At 73.2% G+C, this 14,945-nt stretch carries 13 protein-coding genes and 1 pseudogene; all 14 read left to right on the plus strand.

Translation table 11 applies throughout. The features are described 5' to 3' along the window. A pseudogene (locus BU197_RS19710) lies at positions 1-1,846 on the plus strand (hypothetical protein); the annotation flags it as partial. A 9-nt stretch (positions 1,847-1,855) separates the two neighbouring features. After that, on the plus strand, positions 1,856-2,269 hold the full coding sequence (locus BU197_RS19715; protein WP_030496942.1) for a roadblock/LC7 domain-containing protein: 414 nt from the start codon (positions 1,856-1,858) through the stop codon (positions 2,267-2,269). 162 nt (positions 2,270-2,431) lie between these two features. Continuing rightward, positions 2,432-2,836, plus strand: coding sequence for a DUF742 domain-containing protein (locus BU197_RS19720; protein ID WP_017235980.1), 405 nt, complete (start codon positions 2,432-2,434; stop codon positions 2,834-2,836). Next, positions 2,817-3,398 (plus strand): GTP-binding protein, encoded by a 582-nt coding sequence (locus BU197_RS19725; protein WP_188269601.1) that lies wholly within the window; start codon positions 2,817-2,819, stop codon positions 3,396-3,398. Before BU197_RS19720 ends, BU197_RS19725 begins: the two co-directional genes overlap by 20 nt. Positions 3,399-3,749: 351 nt before the next feature. Further along, positions 3,750-7,073 carry a nitrate- and nitrite sensing domain-containing protein gene (locus tag BU197_RS19730; protein ID WP_188269602.1) on the plus strand — a complete coding sequence of 1,108 codons (3,324 nt, stop codon included), beginning with the start codon at positions 3,750-3,752 and terminating at the stop codon, positions 7,071-7,073. Between the two features lie 7 nt (positions 7,074-7,080). Beyond that, the gene (locus tag BU197_RS19735) at positions 7,081-7,494 is read left to right on the plus strand and encodes a roadblock/LC7 domain-containing protein (protein ID WP_033321188.1); all 414 of its coding nucleotides are present in this window, start codon (positions 7,081-7,083) and stop codon (positions 7,492-7,494) included. Between the two features lie 92 nt (positions 7,495-7,586). After that, positions 7,587-8,156 (plus strand): DUF742 domain-containing protein, encoded by a 570-nt coding sequence (locus BU197_RS19740; protein ID WP_188269603.1) that lies wholly within the window; start codon positions 7,587-7,589, stop codon positions 8,154-8,156. Further along, on the plus strand, positions 8,137-8,718 hold the full coding sequence (locus BU197_RS19745; protein ID WP_188269604.1) for a GTP-binding protein: 582 nt from the start codon (positions 8,137-8,139) through the stop codon (positions 8,716-8,718). The genes BU197_RS19740 and BU197_RS19745 overlap by 20 nt, the downstream gene beginning before the upstream one ends. Before the next feature lie 125 nt (positions 8,719-8,843). After that, on the plus strand, positions 8,844-9,851 hold the full coding sequence (locus BU197_RS19750; protein WP_188269605.1) for a serine/threonine-protein kinase: 1,008 nt from the start codon (positions 8,844-8,846) through the stop codon (positions 9,849-9,851). After that, a complete protein-coding gene (locus BU197_RS19755; RefSeq protein ID WP_188269606.1) occupies positions 9,841-10,317 on the plus strand; it encodes a hypothetical protein in 477 nt (158 codons plus the stop codon). Before BU197_RS19750 ends, BU197_RS19755 begins: the two co-directional genes overlap by 11 nt. Beyond that, a complete protein-coding gene (locus tag BU197_RS19760; protein WP_188269607.1) occupies positions 10,295-11,776 on the plus strand; it encodes a hypothetical protein in 1,482 nt (493 codons plus the stop codon). Before BU197_RS19755 ends, BU197_RS19760 begins: the two co-directional genes overlap by 23 nt. Before the next feature lie 73 nt (positions 11,777-11,849). Beyond that, positions 11,850-12,632, plus strand: a complete 783-nt coding sequence (locus BU197_RS19765) for a hypothetical protein (RefSeq protein WP_317452261.1) — start codon at positions 11,850-11,852, stop codon at positions 12,630-12,632. Continuing rightward, on the plus strand, positions 12,629-13,453 hold the full coding sequence (locus BU197_RS19770; protein WP_317452260.1) for a PP2C family serine/threonine-protein phosphatase: 825 nt from the start codon (positions 12,629-12,631) through the stop codon (positions 13,451-13,453). The genes BU197_RS19765 and BU197_RS19770 overlap by 4 nt, the downstream gene beginning before the upstream one ends. Then, entirely contained in the window at positions 13,450-14,910 is a 1,461-nt protein-coding gene (locus BU197_RS19775) for a protein kinase domain-containing protein (RefSeq protein WP_188269608.1), read from the plus strand. The genes BU197_RS19770 and BU197_RS19775 overlap by 4 nt, the downstream gene beginning before the upstream one ends. Positions 14,911-14,945: the final 35 nt, after the last annotated feature.

Here is a 14,945-nt window from a genome sequence, read left to right on the forward strand (position 1 = left end):
CCGTCCCGCGCTGCCCGCCCGTGACGGCGCCCCGCTCTCCGGCGGCCCCCAGCAGACCCCCCAGCACGCCCCCCAGCCGCAGAACGCGCAGCTGGAGCAGACCGGCCGGCTCCCGCAGGTCCCCCCGGCCCCGGGTACCCCCGGCGCCCCGGGCGCCTCGCAGGTCCCGGGCCTCGACGGCATGCGCCCCGGCGGCGGTCTCGGCGGCGCCGCGAGCGCCATCCCGTCCCGTACGGACGTCTGGGGCAACCAGAGCGCTCCGGGCGGCCAGGGTCCCCACAACAGCCAGGGGTTCCAGGGCGGTCAAGGTCTCCAGGGCGGTCAGGGCATCCAGCCCGCCCCGCAGCAGCAGCCGCAGGGCCAGGTGCCGGGACAGCCCGCCGGGTACGAGTTCCCGCGCGCCGAGCTGCCCGGGGGCGCTCCCCAGGAGCCCCGCCCGCAGGCCCCGGCCTGGGGCGACCCGGCGCAGCAGCAGCCGGTGCGGCGCCCGCAGCAGGACATGACCCCGCTGGACGCCCCGCGCGGCCACGAGGAGCCGGAGACGACGGGAACGTTCCCGGTCCCGCAGGGCCCCGGCACGACGGGTCAGTACCCGCGCCCCGAGTTCGACGCGCTCCAGGGTCCCGGCACCACCGGCCAGTACCCGCGCCCGGACTTCGACGCGCCCCAGGGACCGGGCTCCACCGGGCAGTTCGCCCGCCCGGAGTTCGACGCCCCGCAGGGCCCCGGCACCACGGGCCAGTACCCGCGGCCCGAGTTCGAAGCGCAGGGTCCCGGCACCACCGGCCAGTACCCGCGCCCCGACTTCGACGCGCAGGGCCCCGGCTCCACCGGCCAGTACCCGCGCCCCGACTTCGGTGCCCCGCAGCAGCAGCCGCTGGGCCTCCCGCAGACCCCGCAGCAGGCCCCCGCTCCCCAGCAGGCCCCGCAGCCCCAGGCGTACCAGGGCGGTATCCCGGACCCGGCGGCCACGGCGCAGTTCCCGCGCCCGGACTTCGACGCGCCCCAGGGACCGGGCTCCACCGGGCAGTTCGCCCGGCCGGACTTCGGCGCCCCGCACGGCCCCGGCACCACGGGCCAGTACCCGCGGCCCGAGTTCGAAGCGCCCCAGGGTCCCGGCACCACGGGTCAGTACCCGCACCCGGACTTCGGCGCCCCGCAGGGCCCCGGTTCCACCGGCCAGTTCGCGCGGCCCGACTTCGGCGCCCCGCAGCAGCAGGCCCCGCAGGCGTACCAGGGCGGTCAGCAACAGCAGTTCGGCCGACAGCCGTTCGTACCGGGGGCCCCGCAGCAGCCTCAGCAGCCTCAGGCTCCCCAGCAGGCTCAGGAGCCGCGTCAGCCGCAGCTCCAGCAGCCGCGCCGACCGGAGGCACTGCCGCCGGCCGGGGGCGCGGGCGACGGGCGTACGCCGGTCTACGAGGCGCTGGAGACCAACTGGTTCCAGCAGGAGCAGGCCCAGCGACAGGGCCAGGCCCCGGCCTCCCCGCAGCAGCAGCCGGTCCGTCCGGCCGCCGAACCGGCCGCCGACGGCGGCCGCCAGAACGGTGGGGCCGCCTGGCGGTCCTCGCCCAACGACGAGCTGGTGCGCCAGGCGGAGCGGGTGCGCAAGCCCGCGGCCGGCGGCGTCACCACCTCCGGCCTCCCCCGGCGTGTGCCGAAGGCCAACCTCGTACCCGGGACCGCACAGGAGCAGGCGCACAGCGCCGGCCCCCAGGTCTCGCGTGCACCCGACGACGTCCGCGGCCGGCTCACCAATCTGCGCCGCGGCATCCAGCAGGGCCGCCAGGCGGGCAACTCGACCACGGGTAGCATCGACCTCGGTCCGAACCACCAGCAGGAGCGTTAGTTGAACGCGATGAGCCAGGCGGCGCAGAATCTGAACTGGTTGATCACCAACTTCGTGGACAACACCCCTGGGGTGTCGCACACGGTGGTGGTCTCCGCCGACGGACTCCTGCTGGCGATGTCCGAAGGATTCCCCCGCGACCGCGCCGACCAGCTGGCGGCGGTCGCATCCGGACTGACCTCGCTGACCGCGGGCGCGTCACGGATCTTCGAGGGGGGTCCCGTCGCACAGACCGTGGTGGAGATGGAGCGCGGCTTCCTCTTCCTCATGTCGGTCTCCGACGGTTCCTCGCTGGCCGTGCTCGCGCACCCGGAGTGCGACATCGGCCTCGTGGGCTACGAGATGGCGCTGCTGGTCGACCGGGCCGGCAGCGTCCTCACCCCGGATCTCCGTGCGGAGCTTCAGGGCAGCCTGCTGCACTAGCGGGCCATCCCCAGGAACGACCCCACATCCGCACGACTGATCGACAGGGCGGTACGCCCCTCCGTACCGCCTTGAAGCACTGTTCACCGTCCGGCCGCCCACATCCGGCCCCCCACCGGCCCCATCAGACGGCAGAAGTTCGCTGTCACGCCCGGAGGATTCATGACCCCGCCCCCCGCCTCTCACGATCCGTACGGCGCCTCAGTCGACGAGTACGGCCACGAGGGCGACCAGCCGCTGGTGCGTCCGTACGCCATGACCGGCGGCCGGACCCGGCCGCGCTACCAGCTCGCCATCGAGGCGCTGGTCAGCACCACGGCCGACCCGGCGCACCTCGCCACGCTGCTCCCCGAGCACCAGCGGATCTGCCACCTGTGCCGCGAGGTCAAGTCGGTCGCCGAGGTCTCGGCGCTGCTCTCGATGCCGCTCGGCGTCGCGCGCATCCTCGTCGCCGACCTGGCCGAGGCCGGCATGGTGGCGATCCACCAGCCGGGCAACGGAGAGACCGGCGGCACGCCGGACGTGACACTGCTCGAAAGGGTGCTCAGTGGACTTCGCAAGCTCTAGCGGCGGCTCGGCCCGTTCAACCACCAGCGCGAAGATCGTGGTGGCGGGTGGATTCGGCGTGGGCAAGACCACGTTCGTCGGAGCCGTCTCTGAGATCAACCCCCTGCGTACCGAAGCCGTCATGACCTCCGCCTCGGCAGGCATCGACGACCTCACCCACACCGGCGACAAGACCACCACCACCGTCGCCATGGACTTCGGCCGCATCACCCTCGACCAGGACCTCATCCTCTACCTCTTCGGCACCCCCGGACAGGACCGCTTCTGGTTCATGTGGGACGACCTCGTCCGCGGCGCCATCGGCGCCGTCGTCCTCGTCGACACCCGCCGCCTCGCCGACTGCTTCCCCGCCGTCGACTACTTCGAAAACAGCGGCCTCCCCTTCGTCATCGCCCTCAACGGCTTCGACGGAAACCAGCCCTACCAACCCGAAGAAGTACGCGAAGCCCTCCAGATCGGCCCCGACACCCCCATCATCACCACCGACGCCCGCCACCGCGCCGACGCCAAAAGCGCCCTCATCACCCTCGTCGAACACGCCCTCATGGCGCGGCTCAAGTAGGACGAGGGGCCGGTACGGGGGTCCTCCGGGGCACTCCGGGGGCGCTCTGTGTCCTTCGCCACGGGCGCCCGGTTGTTCATAACGTTTCGACAGAGAATGTGGGGCGCCTCGGACACCCGACGCATCCGATCGGTGTCACTGCGCTCACCTGAGCCCCGCCATTTGGCGGGGCTCGCTCTTTATGCCCGTTTTACGTCGGGTCCTGACGGGTCCTGAAGAGGCCCGGGTCTCCTTCCCACTGTTTGGAAGGGAACGCCTTCACGTGCTGCAATTCATGAACTCCCGAGTAGTACGGCCCTGAACGAAACACCGGCACAACGTAGGTGCCGACGCCGAGAGGTTGTTGGTCGAGTGAGGCGAAGCAAGGAAAGCTCCGCGGAGCAGGAGACGCGGGGCAACTTCACGCCGCCGTCACGCACGGCCGCGCCGCCCGCCGACGTGCCCGTCACGCCTCCGCCGACCGCACCCGCCGCCGCCAAGGGGAGCCCCGGCAAGCTGTCGCCGCGCAACTGGCGGGTGCCCACCCGGCTGAACGCGATCCTGCTCGTGCCCGCCACCGTCGGCCTCGTCATGGGCGGCTTCCAGGTCAAGGGGTCCGTCGACACCTGGCAGGAGGCCCAGGAGGCCGAGAAGACCGCGCTCGTCGTGCGGGCCGCCTCGGAGTACAGCACCGCCCTCCTCGACGAGCGCGACCTGACCGCCGCTCCCCTCCTCACCGCGCAGACGGCCGAGGACCGCAGGGTCGAGCAGGTCCAGCAGGCGTACGCGGCGACCGACGCCGCCCGCGCCAAGTTCGACGCGGCGGTCAAGGACCTGCCCCCGGGCGAGGGCCTGGAGCGCAGGCTGCGGCTCTTCAAGGACGAGGAGCCCAAGCTCGAAGCGCTCCGCAAGGCCGCGTACACCCGCTCCCTCGACCCGGTGAACACCCAGCTCGGCTACACCGGGGTCCAGCACTACCTCACCGAGTTCTCCAACGAACTCGGCCTCGGCACCGGCAACGTCACCTCCTACGGCCGCAGCGTCTACGCCATCCAGCTCGCCAAGGGCGCCGAGTCGCTCCAGCGGTCCATCGGCTCCCAGCTCCTGATCCGGCCCAGCCGTCAGGAGGACGTCTTCGCCCAGCAGTCCGTGGCGTTCAACTCGTACAACTACCTGGAGCAGATCGCCCTCGGCGAGTTCTCCTCCGGTGGCGCGCCCGAGGACGCCGAGCTGCTGAAGAAGGTCATGGCGGCCAAGGCGGCCGAGGGCGCCAAGCAGACGCAGTCCGCCGGCGTCGAGCCGCCCAAGGGCAAGGACGGCTCCGTCTACTCCGGGATGGCCTCCGCGATCGGCAGCGCCAAGAACCCGGAGGCCCTCGCGGCCCTGAAGGCCCGGGGGATCACCCCGCAGAGCTGGCTGACGGTCTCCACCGCCAAGTTCGCGGGCTACTCCGAGGTGGAGAAGACCCTCGTCGACAAGGCCGTGGCCGAGGCCGCCGGGATCTCCGACGACGCCCGGACGGACGCCTGGGTCGACGGCGCCATCGTCGTCATCGCCCTGCTCGCCGCCTTCGTGCTGGCCGGGATGATGGCCCGGCAGATGAGCCGCTCGATGCGGGAGCTGCGCACGGCCGCCTTCGGGATCGCCGAGCAGCGGCTGCCGATGCTGGTCGACCAGCTCTCGCGGACCGAGCCCGGCCGGGTCGACACCCGGGTGGAGCCCATCCCGATCGACTCCAGGGACGAGATCGGCGAGGTCGCCCGCGCCTTCGACCAGGTGCACCGGGAGGCCGTCCGGCTCGCCGCCGAGCAGGCCATGCTCCGGGGCAACGTCAACGCGATCTTCACCAACCTCTCGCGCCGCAACCAGTCGCTGATCGAGGGCCAGCTGACCCTCATCACCGATCTGGAGAACAACGAGGCCGACCCGGACCAGCTCCAGAACCTCTTCCGGCTGGACCACCTGGCCACCCGTATGCGCCGCAACGGCGAGAACCTCCTCGTCCTCGCGGGCGAGGACCCGGGCCGCCGCTGGGACCAGCCCGTCCCGCTGGTCGACGTGATGCGCGCCGCCGCCTCCGAGGTGGAGCAGTACGAGCGCGTCGAACTCGCGGGCGTCCCGGAGGCCGAGATCCACGGTCAGGCCGTGACCGACCTCGTGCACCTGCTCGCGGAGCTGCTGGAGAACGCCACCGCGTTCTCCTCCCCGCAGACCAAGGTCCGGGTCACCGCGACCCGGCTCCCCGACGGCCGGGTGATGGTCGAGATCCACGACAAGGGCATCGGCCTCACCGCCGAGGACTTCGCGGACATCAACCACAAGCTGGCCAACCCGCCGACCGTGGACGCGGCCGTCTCCCAGCGCATGGGTCTCTTCGTGGTCGGCAGGCTCGCCGACCGGCACGGCATCCGGGTCCAGCTCCGTCCCTCGGGCGAGCAGGCGGGGACGACCTCGCTCGTCATGCTGCCGGACGCGATCACCCACGGCGGTGGCGGCGAGCAGCCGCTCCAGGACGACTTCACGGTCTCCCAGATCATGCCGGAGCAGTCGGCCGGTTTCGAGGCGGCGCCGCCGCGGCAGCAGCCGGTGCTGACCGCCGCGGATCTCGGCTTCGACGATTCGCGCTACGAGCAGCAGCCGTCCGAGGAGGAGCCTCCGGCCGCCCCGGTGGGCCGCGTCTCGAAGCGGGAGGCCCGGCGCGCCGCCCTGGAGTCCCCGGCGCCGGACGGCGAGCGTCCGCTCTTCCGTGACGAGGCGGAGCCCTCGGCACCGGAGTACGCGCCCCAGTCGCAGTCCCAGCCGCAGCCGCAGCCGCAGCCGCAGTCCCAGGAGTACGCGCCGCAGCCGCAGGAGTACGGGCAGCCGCAGGGGGCCCCGGAGTACCCGGCGGAGCCGTATCCCGCGCAGGGGTACGCGCAGGCACCGGAGCACGGGCAGGGGCACGGGCAGGAGTACGGGCAGGGATACGGCCAGGAGTACGCGGGCTTCCCCCAGCAGAACGGTTACGCCTACCCCGAGCAGGGTTTCGAGGGGTATCCGCAGCAGGCCCATACGGAAGCTTCGTACACGGCTCCGGAGACCGAACACCAGCCGTACGACAGTGCGTTCGATGCCCAGCCCCATCAGGCAGAGTGGCAGGACCCGAGCGCGTACCGGAACGACTGGCCACAGGGGTACGGGACGGAATCGGAATCTGTTCCGGCCGCTCCCGAACAGGCCCCCGACCGCGTAGGCTTCGACCGTCCGGGTCCGACCCCGAGTGCCGCCCCGGATGCCGGTCACGAGCTGACCGGCGCCGGTCTGCCGCGGCGCGGCAGCGTCGCCCCGCCGAACCAGGGGGCGGCGCAGCGGACTGAGCCCGCGCAGCCGGTGCGGGAGCAGCAGCAGGAGGCCGACGGTTCCGAAGCATGGCGGTCGACGAACGACGAACGCTGGCAGCGGGCCGGGAAGCTCAAGGACCCGAAGGCGGGCGGGGTCACCTCGTCCGGTCTCCCCCGCCGGGTCCCGAAGGCCAACCTGGTCGAGGGCAAGGCCGAACAGACACCGCAGGGCGGCCCCCAGGTCTCCCGCGCGCCCGAGGACGTACGGGGCAGGTTGAGCAACCTGCGCCGGGGTGTCCAGCAGGGACGCAACGCGGGATCGGACACGAACGGATCGGGCTTCGGCCCGGGCAGTACCTACAACCAGGAGCGTTAGTGTGAGCATGAGCCAGGCGGCGCAGAATCTGAACTGGTTGATCACCAACTTCGTGGACAACACCCCCGGGGTGTCGCACACGGTGGTGGTCTCCGCCGACGGACTCCTGCTGGCGATGTCCGAGGGCTTCCCCCGGGACCGCGCCGACCAGCTGGCGGCCGTCGCCTCCGGACTGACCTCGCTGACCGCGGGCGCGTCCCGGATCTTCGAGGGGGGTTCGGTCAACCAGACCGTGGTGGAGATGGAGCGCGGCTTCCTCTTCATCATGTCGATCTCGGACGGTTCCTCGCTGGCCGTCCTCGCCCACCCCGAGGCCGACATCGGTCTGGTGGGCTACGAGATGGCCCTGCTCGTGGACCGGGCCGGGACCGTACTGACGCCCGACCTCCGGGCGGAGCTCCAGGGAAGTCTGCTCAACTGACAGATGGACAGTGCGTTCCGCGCCACCGCCCCGTAGGGTGCGGTGGCGCGGCTCCAAGGGACATGGACCGCGAGGCAGTCGGAGGAGGAGACGTGGGCACACCACCGGGTTCGCACCCTTACAACGGTTATGACGCGTACCAGGCCCCCTTGGGCGACACCGCGCACAACCGGTACAACTTCCCCTCCACCCCGAGCAGACCGGCCGCGACCCCGCCCTATCGGCAGTCGCCCGGACCCGCCAGGGGCGCGTACGGTTCCTCACGCACTTCTTCCTCCGCCGGTTCCGGCGGATCCGGCGTCCAGGGCGTCACCGGCGGACACAATCCGCTGGTGCGTCCGTACGCCATGACCGGCGGCCGGACCCGGCCGCGCTACCAGCTCGCCATCGAGGCGCTGGTCAGCACGACGGCCGATCCGTCAAGGTTGCAGGGGCAGTTGCCCGAGCACCAGCGGATCTGCCGGCTGTGCGTCGAGATCAAGTCGGTCGCCGAGATCTCGGCCCTTCTCACCATTCCCCTCGGCGTCGCCCGAATCCTCGTCGCCGACCTGGCGGAGGCCGGACTCGTCGCCATCCACCAGCCAGGCGGCGACGAGGCCGCCGGCGGTCAGCCAGATGTGACACTGCTCGAAAGGGTGCTCAGTGGACTTCGCAAGCTCTAGCGGCGGCTCGGCCCGTTCAACCACCAGCGCGAAGATCGTGGTGGCGGGTGGATTCGGCGTGGGCAAGACCACGTTCGTCGGAGCCGTCTCTGAGATCAACCCCCTGCGTACCGAAGCCGTCATGACCTCCGCCTCGGCAGGCATCGACGACCTCACCCACACCGGCGACAAGACCACCACCACCGTCGCCATGGACTTCGGCCGCATCACCCTCGACCAGGACCTCATCCTCTACCTCTTCGGCACCCCCGGACAGGACCGCTTCTGGTTCATGTGGGACGACCTCGTCCGCGGCGCCATCGGCGCCGTCGTCCTCGTCGACACCCGCCGCCTCGCCGACTGCTTCCCCGCCGTCGACTACTTCGAAAACAGCGGCCTCCCCTTCGTCATCGCCCTCAACGGCTTCGACGGAAACCAGCCCTACCAACCCGAAGAAGTACGCGAAGCCCTCCAGATCGGCCCCGACACCCCCATCATCACCACCGACGCCCGCCACCGCGCCGACGCCAAAAGCGCCCTCATCACCCTCGTCGAACACGCCCTCATGGCCCGACTGCGGTAACAGGCGGCTCCGTTCGCGTACCGAAGGCCGCGCTCCCCTCGCCGGGAGCGCGGCCTTCGGCGTCGAAACCGTTACCCCGGGCGCGCGCGTCCACTACGTTGTCGTCAGACCTCGGGGGAGGCGGTATGAGCGCGTACGACGGCACGGACCGGATCGGGAACTTCACGGTGGTCGGCACGCTGGGCCACGGCGGCATGGGCAAGGTGTACCTGTGCCTGACCCCGGCCGGTCAGCGGCTCGCGGTGAAGGTGATCCGCAAGGAGCTGGCCGACCTCCAGGACATCCGGCAGCGCTTCCTCCGCGAGGTGAACGCCCTCCTCGAAGTCCGCAGCCCCTACACCGTGCCGGTCTACGCCGCCGAGACCCGCCGCCCGCCCCTCTGGCTCGCCACCCGGTACGTCGCGGGGCCCACCCTGGAGAAGAAGGTCGTCCGGGAGGGGCCGCTGCCCGAGCGGAAGGTGATCGCCCTCGGCCGGATGCTGGCGGAGGCGCTCTCCGAGGTCCACGCGCGCGGGGTGATCCACCGGGACGTCAAGCCGAGCAACATCATCCTGGAGGGCGGCGAGCCCCGGCTCATCGACTTCGGGATCGCCCGTACGGCCGCCGGCAAGAAAGCGATCACCATCCCCGGCGCCGTCCTCGGCACCCACGGGTACATGGCGCCCGAGCAGGCCCAGGGGAAGGAACCGACGCCCGCCGTCGACGTGTTCGCGCTGGGCGCGGTCCTCGCTTACGCGGCGACCGGACGCCCTCCCTTCGGCGACGACCAGAGCGCGAGCGGCCCGGCCCTCCCGTACGAGCCGCCCCGTCTGACCGGGATCCGCGAGCCGCTCGCCGCGCTGATCTCCGCCTGCCTCGCCTACCTTCCGTCCGCCCGCCCCCGCCCCACCGCGCTCCTCGCCTCGCTGGGCGAGCTGCTCGTCTCCGAGCGCGGTCCCGGCTCCGGCCGCAAGCACGCCGAAGGGGCCCCGGAGCGCACCGTCCTGGTGGCCGCTCCCCCGCACCGCTGCCATGTGCCCGCCGAGGGCGGCGCGGGCGACCCGTGCGCCCTGCGCCCGGTCGCGGCCCGGATCCTGGCTTCCGGGCTCTCCCCCTCCCTCGTCCGGAAGGCGGTTCTGCGCCATGCCCGCTGACCATGTCGTCGAACTCCGCGACGGCTGGGTGCCGTTGGTACGGGAGTGGGCCCGCCGGATCGGCGAGCCCGTGACCGGGGAGGACGGCGCCCTCTATCTGGAGGCCGGGGCCGGGGGTCCGGCCGGTCCCCGGCTGGGCGTGGACATCAGCCCGGCGGGCCGCTCCCTGGTGGTGGCCGTCAGCGACGGGACGCTGGTCTCCCCCGACCGGCTGGCGCCCACGGTGGCGGCGGCGACCGCCTGGAACTCCCGCGAGGTCACCCCGACCGCCGTCCTGGGCGACGCCCGCAGCGAGGCGCCGCTGCTCTCCGCGGTCCTCACCCTGCCGCTCGCCTCGTATCTGACGGCCGACGGGTTCGCCACGACGCTGGACGCGCTGCTCGTGGACTCGCTCCGGCTGCTCTACGAATGCCACGACCTCGGTTTCGTCCTGCGGAACACCGATGACCTCGCGAACCGGGAGTGACCGGATGGAGTGGGTCGCCGTCTTATTGACGGTCACGGCGGTGCCCCTGGCGGCGGCGCTCGTCGTCATGTGGGTCAGTACGACCTCCTGGCCGCCGGGCTCCCGGGCCGAGAGGGCCCGCGCGGAGGCGGAGGAGGCGGCCCGCAGGGAGGCCGAACGCCAGGCCCGGGAGAGGGAATGGGCCCGCGCGATGGACCGGCGCCGGGAGGCGGAGGCGGCGGAGGCCCTGCGCGAGGCCCAGGAGCAGGCCCGGCGGGCGGCGGAGGTCCTGCGCGAGGCGGAGACCTTCCACAAGGCCGAAGTCCGGCGAGCGGCCGGCCTCCTCCCCGAGCCCGACGCCCTGCGCGGCCCGGACACCCTGCGCGGCCCGGACCCCCTGCGCGGCTCGGACCCCCGGCGTGGCTCGGACCCCCGGCGTGGCTCCGGCACCCGCCCAGGCGCCGACGCCTCGCAGGCCCCGCCCGCACTCCAGGGCCCCGCCGAGGAACCGCCTCCCACCGGCCCGGAGGCTCCACCGTCCCCCGGCCACCGCCCCGAGGTCGGCATCTGGTCGCCCGCCGACTCCTGGCCAGGGCCGGGAGGAGCGCCAGGCACCGGAGAGACATCGGGCAGTGACCGCGCACCGGGCTCCGGGGAGACCTCGGGGACGGGGAGTACGTCGGGGGCCGGGCGTACGTCAGGGGGTGGGCGTACGGCAGAGGCCGTCGCCCCGCCCGGAGCCGACACCGTGAACCTGCCCGTACCGCCCGGCACACCCGCACCGCCCTGCACACCCCCACCGCCGTACGAAGCCGCACCGCCGTACGAAGCCGCACCGCGATACGAGTCCGCGCCGCCGTACGAAGACCCGCCACCGTACGAGTCCACGCCGCCGTACGAGTCCACGCCGCCGTACGAGTCCGCGTCCTGTCCCCCGTCCGAATCCCCCGGAGGCCCCGCGAGCGGCCCCGAGGCCGTCCCCGGGGGGTCTGCCGCCCGGGGCTCCGACGAGGCGCGGGCTTCGGCGGTGTCCGGGCCCCGGCTGCGGGATCGCATCGGCCGGATCCTGGAGGCCGGACGGACCGCCCTCGACCACGCGGGTCCCGCCCACGACCGCGAACCGGCACCCCCGGTCCCCGACCCCCGGACCACCACCGCCCCACCCGCCCGGCGGGAGACCGACACGTCCGGCCACGGCAACCGGGAGACCGGCACATCCGGCCACGCCCAGCGGGAGACCGGTGCCTCCGGCCGCCACGGGCGGGAGACCGGTGCCTCCGGTCACGGCAGGCGGCGGGTCCTGGTGGCGGCCGTGACCTGGTTGCGGCCGTACGGCTACGTCGAGTGGGAGGGCGCCCTGTGCCGGGCCCGCTGGCAGGGTCCCCCTTCGCAGTACCCCCGTCCCGGCGATCTGGTCCGCGTCACCCCCGTACCGGAGTCCGACCCCCCGCTGCTGCACGCCGAGCCGCTGCGCGGCTGAAACCGCTCTCCCCACGCGTCGCATCCGCTCCCCCCACGCCACCCATCCGTCCCCATCGCTCCACGGAGTAGCCGTGACCGTCCCGCCCCAGCCCGACCCGCTCCCCGTGCCGTACATGGGCTTCGAGTTCGACAGCGCCCAGCGTCTGCCGCTCCTGCTCTGCCTGGACACCTCGACCTCCCTGAGCCGGCACGGCGCCATCGCCTCGCTCAACACGGCCCTGCGCTCATGGGCGGAGAGCCTCGCCGAGGACATGGCGCTCAGCGCCGCCGTCGACGTCGCCGTGATCACCTTCGGCGGCGTCGACCGCATCACCGTCTGGCAGGGGGCCACCCCGCTCGGCCCCGTCGCCCCCGAGTGGCCGCACAGCCCGTTCGTACCGGCTCACGAGTTCCGGCCGCCGGTGCTCAAGGCGGACGGCGTGACGCTCCTCGACCGGGCGCTGCGCCTCGCGATGAACGTGGTCGCCGACTACAAGGCGGGGCTCAGGGCCGAGGGCCTGACGTACTACCGGCCGCAGATCTGCGTCGTCACGGACGGGTTCCCCAGCGACGAGGAGGGCCGGCCCTCGCACGCGTACCGCGAACTCCTGCCCGATCTGCGCAAGGCGGAGGAGGAGCGCCGCTTCCGGCTGTTCGCGGTCGGGGTGGGGGAGCACCACCCGGGCGCGGAGGAGGTGCTGCGGGATCTGGCGCCGCACTACCACGCCTGGCTGGAGGGCTTCCCGTTCGCCGAGCTGCTGACCGCGATGTCGCACAGTGCCAAGGCGACGCAGGGCGGCGCTGCGGAGGCCGAGTTCCAGGAGATCTTCGCGCGGCTGAAGCGCCGTCGCGGCGGCGGCCAGGTCCCGGCGTGAACGGCCGGGGCGGGGCGCCCGCCGGCTGGCGGGTGCACGGGACCAGCGCCACCGGCTACCGGCACCAGCGGGAGCGGATGCCCTGCCAGGACGCCTGGGGGTTCCGGGAGTCCGCCGCGGGGCTCGTCCTCGCGGTGGCGGACGGGGCGGGGAGCGCCCCGCGCTCGCGGGACGGCGCCCGGCAGGCCGTGCGGCTCGCCCTCGACGCGTTCGAGCCCTTGGTGGCGCCCTGGCGGCTGCTGCCGGACGCCGCCGCCCGCAAGGAGGAGCTGACCAGGGCGTTCCGGGAGGTGCGGGAGACGTTCCTGCGCTGGTGCGCCGGGCCGCCGGGCCCGTACGCGACGACGCTGACGGTGGTGGTCCTGGCGGAGGGCTGGCTGGGCCAGGTGTCGGTCGGCGACGGCATCGTCGTGGTCCGGGCGGGCGGGACCGGGCCGGGCGCGGGGGCGGAGAGCGGGGAGCCCGCCTCGTACCATCTGCTCCCCCGCGCCCACACCGGCAGCGAGTACGCCAACGAGACCGTCTTCGTGGGCTCGGCCAACGCGCTCGGGCAGCTCCGGGTGGACTGCCTCCGCGACGGGGCGGTGGACGGGGTGCTGCTCTCCACCGACGGGCTGACCCACGCGCTGTTGCGGCGGGCGCCCGCCGTGCCCCACCCGCTGCCGCACGACGCGTTCCTCGGGCACCTCTTCGACCGGCTCGCCCGGCCCGACTACGACCACGACGAGGAGGAACGGCGGCTCTCCGACTTCCTCGGCTCGGACCAGATCACCCGGGTGACCGGGGACGACAAGACTCTCCTGTGGGCGATTAGGACATGACTTCCGCTGACCAGAACGCCGATGGGAACGCGAACGCCGCGACCACCGGAACCACCGAGGACACCGATCTGTACGGGTATCCCGAACTGACGCTCGGGGACGGCACCCGGGTCACCCGGGGTCCGAAGCCGCTGGGCTCCGGCGGCCAGGGCAGCGTGTGGGAACTCAACGAGCGCGCCGACCTCGCCGCCAAGATCTACGACCGGGCCCCCGACGCCGCCCGGCAGCGCCGGCTCGTCGCGATGCTGCGGGCCGATCCGCTGGCCCGGGAGACGCTGGCGCCGGGCCAGCCGCCGATGCTGGTGTGGCCGGTGGTGCTGATCCAGGCGGGTGAGCTGCCGATCGGCTACGGCATGCCGTATCTGGACCCGGCGGCGCACACCTCGCTGAGCGGGCTGCTCCAGAAGAAGGGGCGGCTGCGCCGCTTCGAGGGGCGGGCCGACTGGCGGTTCCTCCTGACGGTCGCGTCGAACCTGGCGTACATGACGGCCGAGCTGCACCAGCAGGGCTTCGTCGTGGGCGATCTGTCGAGCGCCAACGCCGTCGTCGACCGGAAGGGCTACGTCACCTTCCTCGACTGTGACTCGTTCTCCTTCACCGACTCCCAGACCGGCGAGTTCTTCGGCTGCGAGGTGCTGACGGACGACTACGCGAGCCCGGAGCGGCAGCGCGGGGAGGAGCCGACCCGCCAGTCCGACGACTTCGCGCTCGCCGTCCTCGTCTACCAGCTGCTCACCTGCGGCAACCATCCCTTCGACGGCACTCCGCGCTACGGGGAGACGGAGGCGATCCGCAAGGAGAACATCCTCGCCGGGCTCTCCTTCCTGGTCGTCCCCGACCAGGTGCAGGTGCCCGCGCGGCTGCTTCCCCCGGAGGTGCTGCCGCCCCGGCTCCTGGAGCTGGCCCGCCGCACCTTCGGTCCGGGCCTCGGGGATCCCCGGCGGCGCCCGTCCTCGGCCGCCTGGCTGGAGGCGCTCGACGAGGCGCGGGGCGAGGTGGCGTCGTGCGACACCGTCCCCGAGCACCGGTACGGCCGGCATCTCGCCGCCTGTCCGTGGTGCGCGCGGCGGGGGGCGGGGCAGCCGGACCCGTTCGTCGCGACGGCGGGTGGTCCGGGGACGGCGTCCTGGGGGCCGGACTCCCCGTCGGCCGGGGCGTCGGCGGGGGCGTCTGGCGGGGCGTCGGCGGCGGCGTCTGGCGGGGCTTCCGTGAGTCCTTCGGTCCCGGCGGGGCCCTCCGCCTCGGTGAAGCCCTCGGTCTCCGTCCCGGCGGGCTCCTCGGTTCCCGCCGGGTCCCCGGGCGGCGCCACCGAGCGGTCCGGTGCCGGGTCCCGGGAGGTGAAGCCGCTGACCAGGGGCGACATCGCGTTCGCCGGGGCGGCCCTCGTGATCCTGCTCGGTCTCGTCGCGGCCGCCGTCTGGGGCGTGATCGCGCTGGCCCATGTGATCTGGCCGTAGGGCCGGGGCCACGGCGAAGGGCCGGGCCCCGGTGG

The organism is Streptomyces sp. CBMA291 (assembly GCF_014596525.1).
GTDB lineage: Bacteria > Actinomycetota > Actinomycetes > Streptomycetales > Streptomycetaceae > Streptomyces.

Coding starts and splice junctions, on each gene's coding strand:
- BU197_RS19760 (WP_188269607.1), top strand. CDS start 10,295: ATGACCTCGCGAACCGGGAGTGACCGGATGGAGTGGGTCGCCGTCTTA.
- BU197_RS19735 (WP_033321188.1), top strand. CDS start 7,081: ATGAGCCAGGCGGCGCAGAATCTGAACTGGTTGATCACCAACTTCGTG.
- BU197_RS19715 (WP_030496942.1), top strand. CDS start 1,856: ATGAGCCAGGCGGCGCAGAATCTGAACTGGTTGATCACCAACTTCGTG.
- BU197_RS19720 (WP_017235980.1), top strand. CDS start 2,432: ATGACCCCGCCCCCCGCCTCTCACGATCCGTACGGCGCCTCAGTCGAC.
- BU197_RS19775 (WP_188269608.1), top strand. CDS start 13,450: ATGACTTCCGCTGACCAGAACGCCGATGGGAACGCGAACGCCGCGACC.
- BU197_RS19755 (WP_188269606.1), top strand. CDS start 9,841: ATGCCCGCTGACCATGTCGTCGAACTCCGCGACGGCTGGGTGCCGTTG.
- BU197_RS19750 (WP_188269605.1), top strand. CDS start 8,844: ATGAGCGCGTACGACGGCACGGACCGGATCGGGAACTTCACGGTGGTC.